The 21029-nt window shown below is 36.9% G+C and carries 17 protein-coding genes; 14 read left to right on the forward strand and 3 right to left on the reverse strand.

Going from position 1 to position 21029, the window contains the following annotated elements:
• Positions 1–104 precede the first annotated feature (104 nt).
• Positions 105–3161, forward strand: a complete 3057-nt coding sequence (locus H3Z82_RS10505; RefSeq protein ID WP_182205460.1) for a CHAT domain-containing protein — start codon at positions 105–107, stop codon at positions 3159–3161.
• Here the strand turns inward: H3Z82_RS10505 and H3Z82_RS10510 are convergent.
• Both H3Z82_RS10510 and H3Z82_RS10515 read right to left on the reverse strand, forming a co-directional pair.
• Positions 3138–3869, reverse strand: coding sequence for a tetratricopeptide repeat protein (locus tag H3Z82_RS10510; protein WP_182205461.1), 732 nt, complete (start codon positions 3867–3869; stop codon positions 3138–3140). The genes H3Z82_RS10505 and H3Z82_RS10510 overlap by 24 nt on opposite strands.
• Complete coding sequence (locus H3Z82_RS10515) at positions 3866–4417, reverse strand: RNA polymerase sigma factor (protein ID WP_182205462.1); 552 nt, start codon at positions 4415–4417, stop codon at positions 3866–3868. Before H3Z82_RS10515 ends, H3Z82_RS10510 begins: the two co-directional genes overlap by 4 nt.
• Before the next feature lie 85 nt (positions 4418–4502).
• Between H3Z82_RS10515 and H3Z82_RS10520 the strand changes: the two genes are divergently transcribed.
• From H3Z82_RS10520 to H3Z82_RS10575, 12 genes are all read left to right on the forward strand, one after another.
• Positions 4503–4916 (forward strand): hypothetical protein, encoded by a 414-nt coding sequence (locus H3Z82_RS10520; RefSeq protein WP_182205463.1) that lies wholly within the window; start codon positions 4503–4505, stop codon positions 4914–4916.
• Positions 4917–4919: 3 nt separating this feature from the next.
• Positions 4920–5744, forward strand: coding sequence for a DUF4412 domain-containing protein (locus H3Z82_RS10525; RefSeq protein WP_182205464.1), 825 nt, complete (start codon positions 4920–4922; stop codon positions 5742–5744).
• Positions 5745–5780: 36 nt separating this feature from the next.
• A complete protein-coding gene (locus H3Z82_RS10530) occupies positions 5781–8483 on the forward strand; it encodes a T9SS type A sorting domain-containing protein (protein ID WP_182205465.1) in 2703 nt (900 codons plus the stop codon).
• A gap of 11 nt (positions 8484–8494) precedes the next feature.
• Positions 8495–9019, forward strand: coding sequence for a hypothetical protein (locus H3Z82_RS10535; protein WP_182205466.1), 525 nt, complete (start codon positions 8495–8497; stop codon positions 9017–9019).
• Positions 9020–9024: 5 nt separating this feature from the next.
• Complete coding sequence (locus tag H3Z82_RS10540; protein WP_182205467.1) at positions 9025–10413, forward strand: T9SS type A sorting domain-containing protein; 1389 nt, start codon at positions 9025–9027, stop codon at positions 10411–10413.
• 11 nt (positions 10414–10424) lie between these two features.
• On the forward strand, positions 10425–10997 hold the full coding sequence (locus H3Z82_RS10545; RefSeq protein ID WP_182205468.1) for a hypothetical protein: 573 nt from the start codon (positions 10425–10427) through the stop codon (positions 10995–10997).
• Between the two features lie 22 nt (positions 10998–11019).
• Entirely contained in the window at positions 11020–14064 is a 3045-nt protein-coding gene (locus tag H3Z82_RS10550; protein WP_182205469.1) for a hypothetical protein, read from the forward strand.
• 131 nt (positions 14065–14195) lie between these two features.
• Positions 14196–15122 carry a hypothetical protein gene (locus H3Z82_RS10555; protein WP_182205470.1) on the forward strand — a complete coding sequence of 309 codons (927 nt, stop codon included), beginning with the start codon at positions 14196–14198 and terminating at the stop codon, positions 15120–15122.
• Positions 15123–15234: 112 nt separating this feature from the next.
• Positions 15235–15939: a hypothetical protein gene (locus H3Z82_RS10560; RefSeq protein ID WP_182205471.1), complete on the forward strand. Its 705-nt coding sequence runs from the start codon at positions 15235–15237 to the stop codon at positions 15937–15939.
• Positions 15940–16491: 552 nt separating this feature from the next.
• Entirely contained in the window at positions 16492–17319 is an 828-nt protein-coding gene (locus tag H3Z82_RS10565) for a DUF4412 domain-containing protein (protein ID WP_235982431.1), read from the forward strand.
• 88 nt (positions 17320–17407) lie between these two features.
• The gene (locus H3Z82_RS10570; protein WP_182205560.1) at positions 17408–17770 is read left to right on the forward strand and encodes an MmcQ/YjbR family DNA-binding protein; all 363 of its coding nucleotides are present in this window, start codon (positions 17408–17410) and stop codon (positions 17768–17770) included.
• A 115-nt stretch (positions 17771–17885) separates the two neighbouring features.
• Entirely contained in the window at positions 17886–18464 is a 579-nt protein-coding gene (locus tag H3Z82_RS10575) for a PhnA domain-containing protein (RefSeq protein WP_182205472.1), read from the forward strand.
• 71 nt (positions 18465–18535) lie between these two features.
• Here the strand turns inward: H3Z82_RS10575 and H3Z82_RS10580 are convergent, their stop codons facing one another.
• Positions 18536–18685, reverse strand: coding sequence for a hypothetical protein (locus H3Z82_RS10580; protein ID WP_182205473.1), 150 nt, complete (start codon positions 18683–18685; stop codon positions 18536–18538).
• A gap of 377 nt (positions 18686–19062) precedes the next feature.
• Here H3Z82_RS10580 and H3Z82_RS10585 point away from each other — a divergent pair, with 377 nt between their 5' ends.
• On the forward strand, positions 19063–20790 hold the full coding sequence (locus tag H3Z82_RS10585) for a DUF885 domain-containing protein (protein ID WP_182205474.1): 1728 nt from the start codon (positions 19063–19065) through the stop codon (positions 20788–20790).
• Positions 20791–21029: the final 239 nt, after the last annotated feature.

The raw sequence follows: 21029 nt of genomic DNA on the forward strand, positions 1-21029 counted from the left end.
GAATCTTTGAAAGAAAGCGTCGGGATTAAAATTGAAAATGCTAAGATAAATCTGTGCTTCGTCGCTTAAATTGTTTACATTTAAGAAGCGTAACCAGACTTACAATGAGACATCTTGCTCTCTTTTTTCTACCTCTATTTTGGCTGTCTTTTGGATATTCTCAAACCATTTATCAAAAGGATAGCTTAACCATTTTAGCGGACTCCATTCACAACCAGGGCGATTATGATCAGGCAATATCCATCAGAAAACAAGCTATAGAATTTCAATATCGCGCACCACAAGATTATCAAACATATCTCAACGCTAAATATTTCCATACCAATTCTGCCTATTATGAATTTCAAAGTTATAATTATCATAATTCGGATAAGGGGATTACTAAGAAAGCCAGGGAGCAATATCTTGACAGTGCATTGCAGGCATCTATAAAGGCTCGAGATTTATATGCGAGTGTGCAACGTCCGGACCGAATGTTTCAGTATCAAGTGCAAAACAGAGTTTATCACCAAACCGCTTATTTGGGCAACTGGCAACATGCTTTAGAGCAAGCGCAATTGGGTTATGAGTTTCTAGAAGATACCTTGTCCAAAACTGATAAGATATTTGTCGATTTGATATATGATATCGGGTATATCCACAGCCAACTGGGCGATTATTCTAAAGCGGTTGAAAATTACCAGGCGTCACTCAATTTATATAAAAAAATCGTTGGCGAAAACCATACAGATGTAGCACAAGCTTATAATAATATTGCAGTGGAATATCGGCACCTGGGGTTACGCAAGAAGGAGCTAGTATCCTTACTAAAGGCGAAAACTATTTGGGAGGATTTGGGAGGCGATGACAACAAAAAACACTTGTACAGTTGCTATGGTAACTTATTTTATTGGTATTCCTATTATGGCGATTTTGACAGGGCAGAGGAATATATTCTGAAGAAGAAAAAACTACGGGAAGAAGAGGTTGTTAAAAAGTCGGGATTTCTTAGAAACGAGGAGGAAATCTATAGGGATCAACTTTCTAACTGGTCGGATTTGATGCATCATTATGCGCGAAAAAATGATACGTTAAAGACCGCTCTTTATGCAAACACTATTCTAAATACCATTGACCCCAATAAGACACTGCTCGGTTTTGAGGTCAAATTTCTGACCTCCACATTGAAATTTTACGGTTCCATAGTAGAGAAAAAGAGCAATCAAGATGCTTTGGATTTGGTGGAAAAAGCCATTGGTCTTCAAGAAAAATATATGACCACTTATTATACAAAATCATTTGTTTTCCAACTGTACAAAGCAGAACTATTGGTCAGTGCAGAACGCTATCTTGAGGCGGAGAAAGTGTTGGACGCCCTACAAAAGTTGAAAGTTGATGAAGATATTGCCAATAAATTTAAATGGACCATTCTTAGCGCACGCACGGCCCAAGGCTTGTATGACCAAAACAAAGCGAGACTGCTTTTTGATCAGTCATTTGCCTTATTGAATACATCTGATAGAAGTATTGACAAGTTATCGGTTTCTGATCTATTACCATTAATTTCCTTCGAAACTATTGAGGGGTTTCTGATGATGGGCGATTTTTACGCGCAACTTTTTCAGCAAGATGGTACCCATGAAAATTTAAGAAAAGCAACCCATCGTTATCTGTTGGCCGCTAAAATTTACAATCAGTTGTATTTAGGGCAACGGTACAATGAACGCTTATTTACAGTTTACAATGATATTAACGAACGTTTGTTAGAAGTTGGCTCACTTCAAGACAACAATTCAGCAGTAGTGTCGGAAATCCTAAATACCATTGAAAACAATGCCTCCAAATTAACTTGGTCAAAATTTGTTTTCAACACTCGGCGTCAAGAAGTTGACGTTCCTAAGCGTTTTATCAATCAAGAGGAAAATATAAAGTCAGAACTTAATTTTTATCAAGACGCTTTGGCACTTGCAAAAGACGGTCCTGAGGAAAAAATTTCACTCTGGAAAGATAAAATTTATGAGTTGAAATCGGATTTGGTCAAAATTCAAGATTCTATTAAGGAAGAGAATAAAACCTATTATCAGCTCCATATTAAAAGTTTTGACATAGCAACACTTCAGAAGTCACTGAAAGAGAGAAAGCTTATTTTAAAATATATAGTTACAAATAAGAAATTATATACTTTTTCAATTTCCAAAAATAGTATTGCATTATTACCGCCTATAGACAAGCTGAAAACAATGAGTACATTAAAAATATGCTTGGATAAATTAAAGCTACGAAAACAAGATTATGAGTCGTCTTTTAATGCCATGCGCAGGTTGTTATTTGACAGTATTGATCTTGAACCTTATAACAGAATAATTATAGTAGCAGATGGTGCTTTAAATTATTTTCCTTTTGAAGCGCTTTTGCTGGATAAAAAAATGCCTTCAGTAGGTTATGCTTCGTCGTTGTTATTGTATCAAGAACAAAGAAAGATGCATTCCAATTATGAAACCCTTAAGGTAGGTGCTTTCTCTGCATCCAATATTCAAAACAAATTACCAAGAGCGTCAGATGAGGTCAACGCAATTCTTGATATTTTTGAAGGAAAGAGTTTTATCAATGCATCAAAAAATGAATTTCTTGAACATGTTGAAGACTCAAATGTTCTGCATTTAGCGATGCACTCCAATATTGATGAATTGCATCCCGAGTTTTCATCATTAACCTTTTATGGCGAAAATGATAACCAACTATTTATATCGGAGCTTTATCACGAGAGTTTAGATGCTGATATGGCGGTCTTAAGTGCTTGTGATACCGGCAGTGGCTTTTATGAAAATGGTGAGGGTGTGATTAGTCTATCGCGTGCCTTCAGTTATGCAGGTGTGCCGAGCACCGTGGTTAGTCTTTGGAAGGTGGATGATGAAGCCACCGCAAAAATCATGACTTATTTTTATGAGCATTTAAAATTGGGCGAGACCAAAGATGAAGCCCTGAAAAACGCCAAATTGGATTATCTAAACTATACTGAAGACCATTTGTTGAAACATCCCTATTATTGGTCGGGGTTTGTGCTTTCTGGAAACACCGATGCACTAGTTGAAGCACGAAGTTATTGGGTTTATTTTGCTATTTTACCCATTGTTGTTTTAGGTTTTTTTAGTAAAAAACTAGTCAAGTTTTTTAAGAAGTGATTTAGCTTCAGCTAATTTGAAAGTCTCTCCAGAATCAATAAAAATCCTGAGTTCTTGCTTTGCTTTTTCAACTTGACCAGATTTTAAATACGCCAATGCCAAATACCAATGGGTCCGTTTGGTCAAGGCATCAGAATAGGTGAGGTGGGTCTTGAAAACTTCAATCGCTTCTTTGGTTTTATCTAAAGCCAAAAGCGAATTCCCTTTATAAAATAACAATTCTGAATTTTTTGTGCTTTCAAAAGCCTGTTCAAATAACGAAAGAGCAGCCTGATAATCGGTTTCAACGTAAGCAATAAAAGCATTGTTGGCCAATTGGTCATTTGCATCAGAACGTATAATGGGCGCGCTAACGTTTTTAGACGGTTCAAAATAAGTGCTAAATAATGCGTCTTTGTTGCTCGGGGTGTTCAATACAAATAAAAATCCAAGAGCAAAAATTAAAATGGCCGCCACTGCAATCAAGGGTTTTAGCCATTTGGTCTTAGCGAATGCTTTTTTTGGCGATATTTGAGTTTCGTAAGAAGCTAACTGATTCTTAAATTGAACATCATCATCGGCCTTTGAGACCGCTTGTACATTTTTCAGAAAATCGACTTCTTGTTTAAAATTCTCATTAGTATGATAGCGTTTATTGAATTCTAAAAGCTCTACTTCGGTTAGGCGCTTAGAAAAATATTTTTCTATCAATGTTTCATTAATTGTCATCTTGGGGATGTTTTGATCAGGTTCTTCAGTGTTTTCAGGCAACGCGATTTTTGACTTCGAACTACCGCTTCACTTTCATAACCGTATTGTTTTGCTATTTCTTCATTGGTTAGTCCTCTGTAAAAGCTTAATGTTAACATCTGCTGGCAACTTTTTCCTAATTGATTGAAAAAATGCCTTAATAATTTTTGTTCTTCAGTCAGTTCTTGTGTGATATCAACGGTGATGCTTTCGTAATCTGAGTCCGTGTTGTGAAGGTTTGCATTGTAAGAGCTTTTGGAGGCTTCTGCTTTATGTATGTCAAAAATTAAATACTTTCCAATTCCAAAGAGATAGGTTTTAAAACTACAGCTGACCTCGTTTAATTTTCCTGAGATGGCATGTTTTCTCATGGCCAAAAAGGCCTCCTGATAAATGTCGGCACTGTCAATTTCTGAAATACGATATTTTCTTGAAAAACCAAAAAATTCAGCTCTATGTCGCCCATAAAGTTCTTTTATGAGCGTGTCGTCATTATTCTTTAAGGCATCCACGTAATGGTGTTCCATATAAATTGTGAAAATTTTTCTAAGAAAATGTTAACATTAGGTTTTTTCCCACCACTAAAGATAAATCATTCTAAATCAAATCAAAATGAAATCTAAAATTATAGTATGCCTAATTGTATTGGGTTTTGCAGTACAAAACACCTATTCCCAAAAACGACAGTTGAAATCTACCAAGGTAGTATTTGTAGTGAATGAAAAGTCCAACAAAATTGAAGGGTTAGAGCTTTTCGAAAAAGATAGGGCTGAAATGCTGGTTAAAAAATATCCTAAGAAAAAGTTCTTTTTGGGGAGTGTTAAAGGGAAGTATAAGATAGAAAACAATCAAATCACTCCTTATAAAGGAGCCATCTTTACCATGTACACCGATAAAAAGAAATTACCAGGTGATATGTTTCTTCCTGGGGATATGTTTCTTCCTGGAGACATGTTCTCACTCGATAAATCAAAGTTTGAAGTTAAGGAAGTGAATGCTTCACAACTCATTTTTAATACCCTATAACTCATGAAAACACTGAAAATTAAACCAAAACGACTGCATTGGTCTATTTTGTTGCTGATGTGTTTCGTTTTTACACCAAATGTAAATGCACAGTTCCTGAAAAAGCTCAAAAAACGAGTAGAACAAAAAGTAGAGAATGCAGTTATCGAAAAAACCGCTAACAAGGCTGCCGAAAAAGCAACGCAGTCCATGGACAAAATGTTTGAGATCAATCCTTTTGGCGGAAGTAACGAAAAAGCAGATCCTGCTTTGGTTGCCGATACTTATGATTTTACTTGGAAATATACGTTAAAAATGGCCACAAAGGAAGGGGAGATCGTTTTTGATTATTATCTCAAACCTGATGTAGCCTATTTCGGATTTACGTCTGCCATGATGAACAATATGTGCACGGTCATGGATAATGACCAAAACGTGATGGCAATTTTTATGGATTCTAAGGGGAACAATATAGGCATGGTCAATCAAATACCAGAGATTGATATAGAGGATGCTGATGAAGCCTCCGAAAATTTCACTTTTGAAACATTACCTGACAAGACCATAAACGGGTTTGATTGTAAAGGCGTCAAAGCGGTGAATGACGGTTATGAAATGACCATGTATTTTATTACGGATGCCGAGATAAGCTTTGATGACATTTATAAAAACAGTAAAACTAAGATTCCTGATGCGCTCAAAGATTATTTCAATCCTGAAGACAAAGTTTTAATGATCCACATGGACATGAAAAACCTCAAAAAGGAAAAAGAGAGTGCGACGATGGAATGTATAGGACTTGAAGAAATTCATAAAACGATCAACAAATCAGATTATAAATTCATGTAAGCTAAAAAGATATTACTAACCTAAAAAAATGAAATTATGAGAAATTTACTACTCTTCGTTTTGTTTGCAAATCTGACTTTGTTTGGATATTCGCAAACCACATATACTGTAAACAGCACAGCTGATTTGCCAGACGTCAATATTAATGATGCTATTTGTGCCGATGCCAATGGCAATTGTACACTACGCGCCGCTATTCAAAATGCAAATAAAACAAGTACTAAAGATATTATCGCGTTTAATATATCTGGAACGGCTCCATTTACGATTGTAATTACGGGGAGTGAGTTACCAGCCGTTACTAATCCCATAATTATTGATGGTCGTACGCAAACAGGATATACAATAAAAAATTCGCCTGTAATTGAGATCGATGGTTCCACTTTGCCAATAGATAACTCTGGATTGAGACTTTTAGGGGTATCTAATAATTCTGAAATTTATGGCTTATCCATTGGTGGTTTTCAAAGGTCGGCTGTAGCTCCATATTATACGGGAGGTTATGGAATTTATGTGAGAACACAAAACACGACTGTTCAAGGTAATTATCTTGGGCTGAAACCAGATGGCACTACATTAAATCGAAATGAATGGGGCGTATTCTTTTTAGATAGCGGAAATAATAAAGTAGGTGGTACAGGCGCTTTTGAAGGCAATGTTGTTTCTGGTAATTATTCTGGAGGTGTGACATTTCAAGGTATAGGATGTTCTGATAATGTTGTTCAAGGAAATTTGTTAGGTACGGATGCTACTGGCCTATTAGCTAGAGGGAACCGTTTTAATCTTCAATTTTTAGATGCGCCCAATAATATCGTAGGAGGCAATACACCAGCAGCTCGAAATATTATATCGGCTGGTGTGAATGATAGATTTGGAGATGACGAAGCTGAGGTTGAAGATGGGACAGGAATGTCCATCAGTGGTGTTAATTCCACAAACATCACTATTATCGGTAACTATATTGGTACAGATATTACAGGGACAGCAGCTTTACCTAATACTAGAGGTGGCATATTACTTCTCTTTGGTGCAAATAATATAACTATTGGAGGTGAAGGGGCTGGAGAAGGAAATATCATTTCAGGAAATGGATTCAAAAGTTCAGGAGAACCGTTTTTTGGTGGTATTTATTTTCAAGGAGGTGAAACAAGTCCTGTTGTTTCAAACACTATAATTGGAAATTATATAGGTATGGATGCTACAGGAAATGTAGCGATGCCTAATTCAATAGGTATTTATATTAATGTTGGAAGCAATAATAACACCATTGGTGGAACAACACCTAATGCTCGAAATATTATTTCGGGAAATACATATGAAGGTATTGGGGCACGCTATGGTGATAATAACCAGATTATAGGTAATTATATTGGTCTAAATTCTTCGGGCAATGCTCCATTACCTAATGCCACTGGAATATGGTTGTATCAGAATTCTACAAATAATAGTATCGGAGGTGCAAATTCATTGGATAGAAACATTATTTCAGGAAATAGTATAAGAGGAATAATTGCTTCTGGAAGTTCACATAATATTCAAAATAATTATATAGGCTTAAATCCAAATGGCGATGGAATTATTAAAAATAATAGTGAAGGTTTAGTATTGTTTGGGGCCTTAGCAGATACTCAAATTTCAGAAAATGTCATTTCCGGTAATGGTATAAGTTCAACCAGTGGCAGAAATGTACTTTTTCAGGGTGCAAGTGATGCACATTTTTTTAGTAATATGGTTGGTACTCTACCAGATGGTATTACAGGAGTTGCAAACCCTGGAGGGGGTGTTGTTCTGCTTAATAGTAGCAATAATATCATTGGTGGTGATGATGAAATTAAGGGTAATATTATTGCAGGTAACACTGCTAAAGGTATTAATTTGATATTGGCTTGTAATAATAATAGTATTGATAACAACAAGATTGGTGTTGGAGCAGATGGCACTACCAATATTGGAAATGGTTCGAGTGGAATAGAAATTTCGGGGGATATCGTGGGGGGTACAATTGCTAATAATATTATAGCAAACAGTCCAAGAGGTGTATATCTAAACCCTAGTTCAGGTATAGCGACCCAAATAAGAATCTCACAAAACAGTATTTATAATAACGCAATTATAGGCATTGATTTAGGCGGTGCCACAACAAACGATGTTGGTGATGCTGATGCAGGCGTCAACAACCTTCAAAACACCCCAGAAATTAGTGATATTACTTATTTAGGAGGGAATAGTATAGAAATCACTTTTGAAGTTACAAGTGCTATGACCAACTCTACATACCCCTTATTAATTGAATTTTTTGGAGCGCTAAATGGTCAAGGCAAGTTTTTTATAGGTTCAGATTCTTATACCGCTCCAGGAGCTAAAACCATTACCATAGATCTTCCAAGTGGTTATGATCCCAGCGATTATGAGAATATAGTTGCCACGGCAACCGATGCGAATGGAAATACGTCAGAATTTGGAGTGAATGTGAGTTATACTTTATCTATTTCAAAATTTGAAAATCAAATTGTCAAGTTTTATCCCAATCCGGTTACCAATAAGTTGTTTATTCAATCGCCATCTTCAAATAACTATCATTTAAAATTGGTTAATACTTTAGGACAAGTGGTGTTGAGCCAGAAAAGCAATAGTGCTTCCGCAGAATTGGATATGTCCTCATTGTCAAGAGGCCTATATGTTTTGAATGTGCTTGATGAAAAGAGGAATTCCCAAACGATTAAAATCATTAAAAACTAGCAGCGGTGGATGTGGAAGCATATTTAAAAATAGTTATGGTATTTGCGCTATTAACCTCATGCCAAAACTCAGCAAAGGAAGTGTCGGGTTTGAGTTCTGAACTGGAAAAGGAGAAAACTCCCCAGAAAAAGGAGGTGGTTGTTTCTGAAAATTCGAAACCTGTGAAAACACTCACTAAAGCCGATTTTGAGCGTTTTGTTCCAAAACAAATCAGCGTTTATAATCTTATACAAGTGGGTGAGGACAAAACCACTGGGGCTGCATCAGGAACTTATATCAAAGGGAAAGATTACGGCAATTCCATGACTTACATAGTCACAGATGGCCGTAGAAAAGGTTCGGCTGCTTTGAGGAGTTTTAAAAGCATTTACGAATCAAAAACGAAAGCTCCAGAAGGGAGAGAGTTTGTTAGAAAGGAACGGGATGGATTTAAAACTTTTGCGCTATTGAAACATAAATTTAATTATTCAGTTTTTGTTCCATTTTGGTATATAAAGGTTATGGAGTTTTTAATACAGTTAATCCACTTAAAATAAGAATTATGAAAAAGCAAGTACACATAATAGTTTTGATTTTTAGTATCCTTTTGTTGGTTTCTGAAAACATTTTCTCTCAATGTTGGCATTCAGTATCGGTTGGAAACAGACATACCATGGCATTGACTCCGGAAGGTAGTTTATGGGCATGGGGTATAAACTCTTATGGATTAGGAGATGGCAGTGTTCATTCAAATATCCCAAAACAAATAGGAACAGATACAGATTATAAACTTATATCGACAGAAGAATATAGTTATTTAGCCATAAAAACCGATGGCTCGCTATGGGGATGGGGCTATAATTGGTTTGGGCAATTGGGTGATGGAACTAACACAAACATAGAGTTTCCAACGAGAATCGGCACAGACACTGATTGGGACTGGGTGTCGTCAGGTCACCGCCACAGTGTGGGTATGAAAACTGATGGATCATTATGGGCTTGGGGATCTAATGTAAAAGGTGAACTAGGAAATGGAGGTTCAGAAAATTCTCATCTGCCTATTCAGGTTGTGAGCCAAAACGATGCTACCAAATGGAAAAAGGCTTTTGCTGGGTGGATTATAACGATAGCCATAAAAACTGATGGTACTTTGTGGGCTTGGGGAGATAATTCAGGAGGGCAATTGGGTGATGGAACAACCACAACAAAGCGAGTGCCAACTAAAATAGGAACCGATACGGATTGGGAAGCCATAGCTACGGGGTATCAACACGTTATCGCAATCAAGACCGATGGAACATTATGGGCTTGGGGCGTTAATAATTTTGGGCAATTAGGCGATGGGACAAATTTACAGCGATTAACCCCAACTCAAATAGGAACAGATACTGATTGGAAAACGGTAGATGCAGGTCTTCACCATACCCTAGCAACAAAAACGGATGGCACTTTGTGGGCATGGGGTTTGAATGGAGCAGGTTCAGTGGGAGACAATACGATTATTAATAGAAATGTTCCTGTTCAAATTGGGACGGATCAGGATTGGGAATCTGTATCGGCTGGTAACCTTCAGTCCAAAGCCCTGAAAACAGACGGAAATATATGGGCTTGGGGATTCAACAATAATGGACAGGTAGGAAATGGAACAAACACCGCATCAGTAAGAGCGCCAGTTTTGACAAACTGTGGGGTCTTGTCTCTTGATGATAGAGAACAAAGTGTTTATTCAATTTACCCAAATCCAGTCTCAAACATTCTAATTATTAACAAACCAATTGGCGGTAATTATCAATTGAACGTTATCAATCAATTAGGTCAAATTGTTTTAAGACAAAATAAGAACATATCATCTACTTCATTGGATGTTTCAGCCTTATCAAAAGGCCTTTATTTTCTAAATATCAACTCTGAAAACAAAGGGGAACAGATTATCAAATTCATTAAGAACTAAAGAAATCAGTCATGAGAAAATATAGGTACATATTCATTTTTATTGCACTCCTTTTTTCCTGTAAAGGGAATGGGCAAACTACTGATCCCGTATCAACGCATGACGAACCCAATCCAGACTTCGTGTTCAGCGGAGATTACAACGATTTGCTCACCTTGGAAATGGCATCCAGAATTACCGGATTCGACGCTTCAAAGGCCAAGAAGATGAATACCATGAAAGGGATGATGGGCGAAACACTTCGTTATTATTGGGAAAATGGAAGAGAAGTAGTGAAAGAAAAATCGGCTTCAAATCGTAAAAGAATGAGCTACCCGCGATCTGATCTCGTTCAGTTAAAATGGGTGGATGGCGAAGCAGATTTGGAATCTTTTTTAGACTTCATAGATCTTGAGGCGCATCCGGAATTAGTAGAAGTCAATGGCGTTGGCCAACGTGCCTATTGGAACCCGAAAAAACAACATTTAGAGGTGTATTATAACGGCGTTTCCTTTACACTGAAGGTCGATATCTCCAATGATGAAAACTTGGATAAAGAAAAGACCATCGATTTGGCAAAACTAATTATTACTGAACAATTTTAATATCTACAGATGAAACTTAATCATGGAGAATTCTAAAGTAGGAAGCGGTACGAGCCGACGTGAATTTATGCAGCAATTGGCATTGTGTTATATGGCAGCACACCTACCATTAACTTTTATATCGTGTTCAGATGATGATCAATCTTATAAAGGTTCAGGGAAAATCCCTTACAAAGTTTGGGAAGAAATGCTCATGGCCTTACAAACCTGTCCGGATTATTTGGAAGGTCGGATGAAAGCTTTGGTAGCATCTAAGGATGCTGAGGCAATGTGTAATTTTGTGAAAGACGAAATTTATCTGATGCCTGCTTCAAATAAAGCCATTGGTCAAATAGGGTGGCAATCTAAATGGGGGATAAAAGGGGCTTTGCGTTATGGAATGGCAACGCCACGTGAAAAGGCCGAATTGCTAAACCAAATGTACTCGGAAGCAGGATTTACTTCTAAAGTGATGTATGAGCGCACCAATATTACCCCCGAAGAAGCCTTGACTTTTTTTCTGCGACCAATTCAAAGAGACTTCAATCTTGACGTTTCAAAAAAACAGTGGCAGCAATGGGAAAAGGAGCTGAACGTGGACACTTCAGAATTTGAAATGCCAGGGCAGAATATTGACACTTCTCAGGCAACGGCTCTCGCTGACAAGCTTTGGAACCTCATTCCTGATACCGATAATATTAGACGAACCGATTTTGATTTACGCTGGGACAACTATAGGACACCCACAGTACAATTTGAAAAGGATGGTGCTACTGCTTATGCGCATCTGTTTGATCCTAAAATTCCCTTCGGAAAATTAAAAAATGATGGAGCATTGACGGAAGCCGATGCAGTAAAATTGAATGAGGAAACGGTCGAAATCAAAATCACTTATAGAGAGGCCATACATCCAGATAAAGAATTGGAAATGATTTCTGGCTCATGGAAAGCAAGGGATTTAATTGGAAGTCAGATTCATTTTACAAATCTTAATGGATTGGATTTAGAACAATCTGCCTATATGCCCATTGGCAGCTTGCGCATATTTACGCCAACATTGGCCTATCAGAATTTTGACAGTCCATTGGAATTTATGGAAGAGCGTTCGTTTGTGGCAGATCCATTTACCTTGGAAGGTGAAAAAATAAAATTTCCAGATACTCAAAATGGCAGTAAATCACCTATCATTATTAATGCCTCTAGTACTCAATTACTTAAAACCGTAAGTGAAGTGTCAATTAAGGCACTTCCCGTGAATAAAACTTTGGTGAAACTGGAAGTGAAACCGTTAAATGCTGAAGGACAAGTTGTGGAAGGTTTGCAAGCCAGTGACTTTGCATTTGCAGACAATAAGCAAACGGTTCAAGTTTTAATGGAATCTAATCAGAAAACCCCTTCGATTCTTATTTTATACGATGGTTCTTTTAGTATGCCAAAGGCGTATTATCAAGAAAATATGGATCTTTTTGTAGCGTCCATGGAGGAGAAGATCCTGGAAAACTTCCCCGCTGCCCGAGTTGATAAATGGGTGACCACTTCACATTTGTTTACATGGTTGTTGAAAGCGTCAAGAACCAGTTACGATCTGGTTGTTTTTGCGACTGACGGTCATAATGGCGATGTCTATGAAGAAAAGAATTTTATAACCTACCAAAATGGACCACCGGTTATTGTTCTTAATGTGTATAATTCGACCGAAACCCATACTATAGATACGTTTAATCAAATGGCAGCAGTAACCAATGGTTCAGTAATTGACGCGGAAGATCAGGCAGCCACTTTAGAAAAAATTGTGTCTCACGTAAACGGTATGGAAATTCCGCCATACACTTTTTCATTTTATGCTATTCCCGAAGAACATCATGAGGTGGAGCTTCAAATGGATCAAAAACGTTTAAGTGCAAAAGCGGAGTTCACACTAGAATTAGATTCCGCAGAAAGCAACCAAGGTATTATTGGTGTTTATCTCAACATTAAAGTTGGCAAGACACTAGTCACACGGACATTAGCAGGTTGGGATCCCATTTTACAAAGAAATCAAGAACCTACAAATGCTCATTTTTTAGATGTCAAAAGTTTGATATTTGGCGGATTGAGTTTCTATTTTGAGGGTGAAGGTCCAACTTTGGCAACCTCTATTGTGGATTTACTAAAATATAAACTTTCTACGCGAGGTTGGGGCGAAGCACTTTTGAATGACGACTTAGAAACTGCTAAGATAGAATTTGAAAAGGGTGGGTATCAGTACCACTCAAAACCGATGTCATTATTGGCGCCGTTGGATGAACAGGTAACTGATAATTCTTTCACGTTTGCCACTGGGATGCGAGTGTGTATTTATAAACAACAATTACATATTGAAGACGAAAAGACTATAGAATCCTTTGATTTTTTACCAACGTCCAATTATGTGAGTTTTACTAATGGCAATGCCGATCCTTTTAGAATAAATATTGAAAAAACAGCACAATTGGCCGTACGGGAAGCGGCTCTTTTTGACACTAGTACCTTAACACTTTTAAATGGAATAAGCCTTGTTGAGCGTACAAAGGCGCTTTCAAATAATTGGTATGAAAATTTGGACCGTAACAGCACGGATTACCTGTATTGGTATGAACGTATTTATCGGGGAGATGCCAATATCAAGATATTTGATGGGTCTGGAACCCAAACGGCATTTTGGACCATTAATCCTCAAGGTGAATTGTACGGAATTTTGAGAAATGGTACTGGCGGTGGTGGAAGTGAAGAGACGATTGCCGCGCTCAATAGATTAATGATTGTGATGCGTATCTATATCTCTGTTCTCAAAAAAATGGGAGCTTTAAGTTCCATTGGTGGAATGGCGCTTAGTATCGTTGCGGTCTACGGCGTGACCCTAGCCAAATTGTACGCCATAGTTTGTGAGTCCATTATAATTATGGATACCACAGGTATGGATGCTAAAATTGCCCAAGCCCTTAAAGAATTAGCTTTTAATGTTGCTAAAACTATTTGCTATGGCTTTGGTGGTTCCAAGCTAGATAAAATGCGTGGTTTGGATCATCTTATCAATTTTATGGGAGGAAGCACCAATCCTTACAGTTAACTATTCTAAAACGGAGTTTTTAGCCTCCATGAAGCTCGTGAATGCTGAAATATCAATCTCAAAAAAACGAAGTTTAACTTTTGTATACATGGAGTATGACCAAGCGTCTGAAAGACTATAAATAGAAAATCATGAAAACACTAAAACAAATTTTATTAGTTCTGATTCTGATTATAGGGTGTTTATCTTATTCTCAAACACCTGAGCAGGAAAAAATGATGGAGAAAGCAGAGCGAATGCGTGATAGTATTATGAATACGCCAGAAATTAAAGCCATCATGAAACAGGCTGGGGAGATGGAAAAAAATAATAAAACGGCCCAAAAAGCAAAACCGATTCCTACAAACACCAAAATCAAAGATAAATATTGGCATAACACGCTAGCAAGCAAGGACAACAATACACTGGAAAATTGGAATAAGGGTATAGCCGATCTTGTGTTTAGTTATGCCTACGATTCGAGAAATGATAAACTCAATTATGTAAAAGTTGGCCTAATTAAATCCGATGGCACTATTGAGTTAAATCCAACTAGCGAAGTTCCTGTTTTACAACCCTTGAAGAACTTTAAGAACAGCAATGCGTTTTATGATATACACAAGCCAGATTCCTATAAATATAGTAATGGAGATGCAGGTTTTAAACTCAATTCATACTTATTGGTCTTCCAAAATGATCAAAAAATCGGGACCTTAACCGTTGGCAACTCAGTTAAAGTAACACGAAACCTATTAATTCCGGGAGACTTATATTTTGGTGACGAAGGTTATATACTATCATGGGTTTATGTTAATAAACCTTGCGCGATAAAGGCCCATGAAAATTGGAAAGGCGATTTAAGCAATACGGGAACACCCTTAATGGTTGAGACCACTGTAATTTATGACTTAAGCTTTAAAACCGGTTGGAATATAGTGAAAACAGAAGTAATTGGAACTCATTATTTTCCAGATGCCCCGGAAGAGGATAGGTCAAGGTTTAAAAAACACGAGCATACCGTAGTAGCTGCAATACCTCAGGATGCAACTTATTTTTTCAGAGCTGTACCAAACAATTGAAGTGTGCATTAGAAACGAAAGCTATAGTGCGAAAACGGCAAATATAAAATTGTCGATGTGTATTAAAATCAAAAAAGCTAAAAAAAACATTAAAAAACTAAAAGCTAATCTTATGAAAACATCATTTTTAATTATCAGTTTTTTATTTGCCACCATAGGCTTTGCTCAAAGCCAGCCAAAATTAGAGGATTATGCGTTGGCTAACTCAGATGTAAATGTGGTCGTATTTCCTTTTGGCATGGACAATCCTGTTAAAATTGGGACGGTATCAAAATCAGGACACATCAATTTTGAGTTTCCTACTGAGCTTCCAAAGATTTCAAAAGAAACTCAAGAAAACTTTATGAACGACTTGGCTTATACCCTTTTCGACGTTTGCGATGATGGAAAAGACATGATTTCAGATAAAGATAACCGTCCATCTTTTGAAGCCGGAATGTTATCGCTAGCTACTACTGATCATCCTTATGCAGGTGTTATAACAGCCATTTCTGATGAAGCATTAATGCCTTGGATAACTGATCCTGGCTATGAGGAACCTGTTTTAGGTTCATACTTTGAATTGATTTATGTGACTTCAATTTTTCATTATGAAGGTGAGTGTGTCCAAACCCGCTCCAGCATGAGTGATGATCCGGATATGGAAATTACTTACAGTTTTAACCTGAATTTGAAAACAGGCTTTAATTTTATCGAATATAAAATTGAGAATATTCATGAAACAGACCCAGAGATGATGGCTTCTTTTCCTGATGTAATTTCGGTGACTTCTGTAGAGGGGATACCCAATTGCAAATGGATAGGAAAATATTTTTAGACAAGGTTGGTGAGTTTATATCGCCACAGCATGTTTATGTATGATTTATATCCTAAGCGATAAATATTCTGAAATAAATATAAGTCGAATTGAAGTCTTCAGGATGCAATTATTAAGATTTTCATTCTTAATTACTTCTGCTATAATAGAATGAAAATGACAAGTCGCTATAATTTAACAACATACAATTGCTGTTGTCTATTTTTTTTCATATTTTTATTTTCTGAGCAATAATAGCATTGCATTTATTTGAACATATTCTCCACGAATTTAAAGCGCTCCTAAACCTGATTTTTACGATGCGCTTTTAACCATTTTTCAGTACTACTGGATTAACACCCTTAGATTAATAGCAAGATAAAAGTGTCTTTTATATAATACAAAACTGTGACCTGTTTTAGGCATAAGTGTATGCTAAAAGCTTTTTTGTTGCTATGGAAACTATCATAAGATTAAAGTAAAGAACCTTAGTAAAAATAAGATTTGCAAAGACTAAGGTATTAATCATTATGGAATACTAACATCATATTTTATAATTTAAAATTAAGTCAAATGAAAACTCTAAATCACATGAAAACTCTTAACTATAGAATGCTATTGGTATGTCTCTTTTCGCTATGTTTTATTCCAACTTCTAAGGCACAATTCCTAAAACGGCTTAAAAAACGGGTAGAACAAAAGGTTGAAAATGCGGTTATTGAAAAAACAGCCAATAAAGCGGCTGAAAAAGCGTCTCAATCTATGGATAAAATGTTTGAGATCAATCCATTTGGGGCTGGTGGAGAAAAGGCAGATCCGTCGCTTATTGCTAATAATTACGACTTTACATGGAAATACTCGCTAAAAATGTCCACTGCTGAAGGCGAAGTCATTTTTGATTATTACCTCAAACCTGACGCACCTTACTTCGGATTTACTTCTGCCATGATGGATAATATGTTTACCGTTATGGACAATGAGCATAATATTATGGCCGTGTTTATGGATTCTGAAGGGAACAATATTGGTATGGCCCATAAAATGCCAGATTTGGATATGGAAGAAGTTAACCAAGAAACAGAACAATTCACTTTTGAAACCTTACCAAACAAAACCATTAATGGCTACGATTGTAAAGGTGTAAAAGCTATAAATGAAGAGTATGAAATGATTATGTATTTTACTACAGAAGCTGAAGTGAGCTTTGATGATATCTATAAAAACACTAAAACCAAAGTTCCTGATGCGCTCAAAGATTATTTTAACCCAGATGATAAGGTTCTCATGATCCATATGGATATGAAAAATTTAAAAAATAAAAAAGAAAATGCAACCATGGAATGTATTGGTCTGGAGGAAGTTAAAAGATCAATCAAGAAATCGGATTATAAATTTATGTAGGAGTTAAAGTTATAGAGAGAAATTTTTAAAACAATTTGTAAAATCATTAATTTTAAACACGTTCAATTTAAATATGAACGTGTTTTTTATGAATATTGAACAACTTCGCCACTATTGTATTTCAAAAAAGGAGGTCACTGAAGAGTTTCCATTTGATGCGGATACGCTCGTTTTTAAGGTGGCGGGTAAAATATTTGCCCTCATAGGTTTAAAAAAATGGGACGCTGGACAAAAATTTATCAATCTAAAATGCGATCCTGATTATGCCGAAGAGTTGCGTGCTGAATATGAGGCCATCACTCCTGGCTACCACATGAGTAAAAAACATTGGAATTCTGTCGATTTAACCATGGGCGATATTTCATCTAAATTCCTCACGGAGCTCATTGACCATTCCTACGCTATGGTGGTCAAAGCACTGCCCAAAACGATGCGGGATTCCTTAAATTAAAGCTCAGGATTCAAAAGTCAAAATTGCAAGTTTCAAGTTCAAAAAGTTCTATCTTTGGAAAATCAAAACCTTTAATTGGAATTTCAAGTTCTATTAATCTTCAATCGTTACTCTTATGTCTGTTTTACAAATGCTTCAAGATCGAAGCAACAATACTTGTGAACTATGTGGTTCTAAAGAAAATCTATCACAATACACCATTCCACCATCGCTGAATGAAAATGTAGCCAATGATGTGTTGGTCTGTAAAACCTGTTTGGACCAAATTGAAGGTACTGTTGAGATGGATGCCAACCATTGGCGTTGCCTGAATGATAGTATGTGGAGTGAGCATGTGGCTGTACAAATCATGGCTTGGCGAATGCTTCAACGTTTAAGAAACGAAGGCTGGCCAAAAGATTTGTTGGACATGATGTATTTGGATGATGATGCTATGGCATTGGCAAGAGCCACGGGCGAGCATGAGGACGAGGCTGCCAAAATCATTCACCGCGATGTAAATGGCGTGGTCTTGGAAGCCGGTGATTCGGTGGTGCTGATCAAGGATTTAAAGGTTAAAGGCTCAAGTATGGTTGCCAAACAAGGCACAGCCGTTAGAAACATCCGATTGGATCATGAAAATGCCGAGTTTATTGAAGGTCGTGTTGACGGCCAACAGATTGTCATTATCACTAAATATGTTAAAAAGAATTGATTCTTATAAGTAAGATAGATTGAAATCTCATTCTTATGAAGTTTCAATCTATCGCAATGCCAACCCACCCATCACTTGTCTTCATCCTTGTCATTTCTTCGGAAAAGTCCAAATCCAAAAGGCAACATTAAAAACAGAAAGAAAAACTTTCCAGAGAGAACGCCATAAATGGTAATTAGGGCTGCTATGGTCAGGAGGATCCAGACATATTTTGTTTTCATACTACAGAAGTTTTCTGTCAACAAAGACTATCATTTCAAAAGCCAGATTAGAAGTGTTGATTTATAGTTTCAAATATTAGAAATTCCTGACGTTTCAACAATAATAACCATTTAATTTTTTAAAGTCGCCTATAGTTCCATCAGGTAAAATGCTGATGAAGTTAAAAGCATATGAGTAGGATATCTAAAATTATAATAGACGTAAATAGTCAAAAATATTCCAAAATAGATATTATTTTATCTTATTATAGGCCATGGCACAAGCTCATCAGGATAAGTTGCGTCTTTTAAGCCGATTTGATTAAATTTGTTTTGTTGGGTTTGATCTATTGATTTTGCTCATGCACTTGTTACCAAAACATAATCAGAAATATCTTATGAAAGTTTTACAACCGATTCTCGTCACACTTTTACTTTTCCTTTTTTCGATTCAGAATACATCTTCTCAAAACTCTCAGATGGTCTTGGATAGTGTGATTAAGAAATACGAACAGCATAGAGGTTACGATAGACATGTCTATCCTTTAGGATTGTATACCAAAGAGTATTATAAGTCTGAAGCTGAATTTGCCCAGCAAGTACTGGATGAACTTAATAAGGTAGAGACTGCAGATTTGAGTGAAACCGAAAAAATCTCTGCGGATCTTTTGGGGTTTGTATTGAATGATAAAATTAATTATTACAAGTTTGAACAATATTTAAACCCGTTGCTGTCCGACACTGGCTTTCATACCAACCTAACCTATCAGGTCAGGCCGTTGGCAAACTATGCGCAAGTCAAAGGGTATTTAAACCGATTGAATGCCATTCCGCAATTTGTAAGTCAGAACCTTGAAAACTTAAGGGAAGGTTTGGAAAAAGGAGTGTCACAACCTTTGGTCATTTTTAAAGGTTATGAATCGACTTATAACGATCATATTGTGTCTGATTTTGAAGATAGTTTCTATTATTCACCATTTAAGAACTTGCCGAATGATTTGACTAAAGCTCAAAAGGATTCCGTACTGAGCGCTGCTAAAATAACCATCGAAACGAAGGTGACCCCCGAATTTAAGCGGATTAAAAACTTTTTCGAAACAGAATATTTCCCTAAAACAAGAACAACGTTAGGAGTTTCCGAAACGCCTAATGGAAAGGCGTTCTATCAAAATAGAATTGACTTTTATACAACCAGCACGCAATATACAGCGGATGATATCCATCAAATTGGATTACGTGAAGTGGCGCGGATCAAAGCAGAGATGGAACAAATTATCAAAGAATTGAAGTTTGAAGGTAGCTTTGCCGATTTCTTTCATTTTTTAAGAACAGATAAGCAATTTTATGCTGAAACGCCTGAGCAATTGCTGATGATTGCCCGCGATATGGCAAAACGAGCGGATGCCCAATTACCACGTTATTTTAAAACCCTGCCCCGTAAACCTTATGGCGTGGCGCCAGTGCCTGATGCCATTGCTCCAAAATACACGGCAGGACGCTATATTGGAACCTCAAAAGAAAGTACGGAACCAGGCTATTATTGGGTAAATACTTACGATTTACCCAGCAGAACACTGTACACTCTACCCGCATTAACCGTTCATGAGGCTGTGCCAGGTCATCATCTGCAAGGCAGTTTAAATAATGAATTGGGCGATAGTATTCCGCGGTTTAGAAAAAATCTATACCTCTCCGCTTATGGTGAAGGTTGGGGTTTATATTGCGAATTTTTGGCGGATGAAATGGGTATGTACACAACCCCTTATGAGCAGTTTGGCAAATTGACCTACGAAATGTGGCGCGCTTGTAGGTTGGTGGTTGACACCGGAATCCATGCCAAAGGATGGACCCGTGAGCAAGTGGTGGACTATATGTCGTCAAATACCGCCTTGTCTATGCACGAGGTCAATACGGAAACAGATAGGTATATTTCTTGGCCTGGTCAAGCCTTGTCTTATAAAATGGGAGAATTGAAAATAAGGGAGTTGCGCAAAAAAGCAGAAACCGAACTAGGCGCCAATTTTGACATCAGAGCTTTCCATGAAATTATTCTGGAACAAGGCACTGTAACCTTGGCGATTATGGAAGAACGGGTGAATGATTATATCAAGAGGTCTAAAAAATAAGTTGAACGAAGGTCTTGTATATCGTTTTTACAAAACACAATGTGTGTTAAGTATCTTATCTTAAAATGTGTAGCGAAAAACTGAAGTGAGCTTGGCTTTTGAAAGTGTCTTTCTTTATTAATAAAGCGCATGACACGCTAAATTGACTATTGTTTATAGTTATCGTAATTAGGGGAATATCTTTTGACCTACCATCCTAAAACTCGGATTTGAATACAATCCATCGGCTTTTGGATTTC

The sequence above is a fragment of the Gelidibacter maritimus genome, from assembly GCF_014062315.1.
In the GTDB taxonomy this organism is placed as follows: domain Bacteria; phylum Bacteroidota; class Bacteroidia; order Flavobacteriales; family Flavobacteriaceae; genus Gelidibacter; species Gelidibacter maritimus.

What these genes read in the sequence shown, in the direction of transcription:
- H3Z82_RS10575 (WP_182205472.1), top strand. Translation starts at nt 17,886, where the DNA reads ATGTCTGTTTTACAAATGCTTCAAGATCGAAGCAACAATACTTGTGAA.
- H3Z82_RS10570 (WP_182205560.1), top strand. Translation starts at nt 17,408, where the DNA reads ATGAATATTGAACAACTTCGCCACTATTGTATTTCAAAAAAGGAGGTC.
- H3Z82_RS10585 (WP_182205474.1), top strand. Translation starts at nt 19,063, where the DNA reads ATGAAAGTTTTACAACCGATTCTCGTCACACTTTTACTTTTCCTTTTT.
- H3Z82_RS10530 (WP_182205465.1), top strand. Translation starts at nt 5,781, where the DNA reads ATGAGAAATTTACTACTCTTCGTTTTGTTTGCAAATCTGACTTTGTTT.
- H3Z82_RS10540 (WP_182205467.1), top strand. Translation starts at nt 9,025, where the DNA reads ATGAAAAAGCAAGTACACATAATAGTTTTGATTTTTAGTATCCTTTTG.
- H3Z82_RS10550 (WP_182205469.1), top strand. Translation starts at nt 11,020, where the DNA reads ATGGAGAATTCTAAAGTAGGAAGCGGTACGAGCCGACGTGAATTTATG.
- H3Z82_RS10565 (WP_235982431.1), top strand. Translation starts at nt 16,492, where the DNA reads ATGAAAACTCTAAATCACATGAAAACTCTTAACTATAGAATGCTATTG.
- H3Z82_RS10555 (WP_182205470.1), top strand. Translation starts at nt 14,196, where the DNA reads ATGAAAACACTAAAACAAATTTTATTAGTTCTGATTCTGATTATAGGG.
- H3Z82_RS10545 (WP_182205468.1), top strand. Translation starts at nt 10,425, where the DNA reads ATGAGAAAATATAGGTACATATTCATTTTTATTGCACTCCTTTTTTCC.
- H3Z82_RS10520 (WP_182205463.1), top strand. Translation starts at nt 4,503, where the DNA reads ATGAAATCTAAAATTATAGTATGCCTAATTGTATTGGGTTTTGCAGTA.
- H3Z82_RS10580 (WP_182205473.1), bottom strand. Translation starts at nt 18,685, where the DNA reads ATGAAAACAAAATATGTCTGGATCCTCCTGACCATAGCAGCCCTAATT.
- H3Z82_RS10510 (WP_182205461.1), bottom strand. Translation starts at nt 3,869, where the DNA reads ATGACAATTAATGAAACATTGATAGAAAAATATTTTTCTAAGCGCCTA.
- H3Z82_RS10515 (WP_182205462.1), bottom strand. Translation starts at nt 4,417, where the DNA reads ATGGAACACCATTACGTGGATGCCTTAAAGAATAATGACGACACGCTC.
- H3Z82_RS10560 (WP_182205471.1), top strand. Translation starts at nt 15,235, where the DNA reads ATGAAAACATCATTTTTAATTATCAGTTTTTTATTTGCCACCATAGGC.
- H3Z82_RS10505 (WP_182205460.1), top strand. Translation starts at nt 105, where the DNA reads ATGAGACATCTTGCTCTCTTTTTTCTACCTCTATTTTGGCTGTCTTTT.
- H3Z82_RS10525 (WP_182205464.1), top strand. Translation starts at nt 4,920, where the DNA reads ATGAAAACACTGAAAATTAAACCAAAACGACTGCATTGGTCTATTTTG.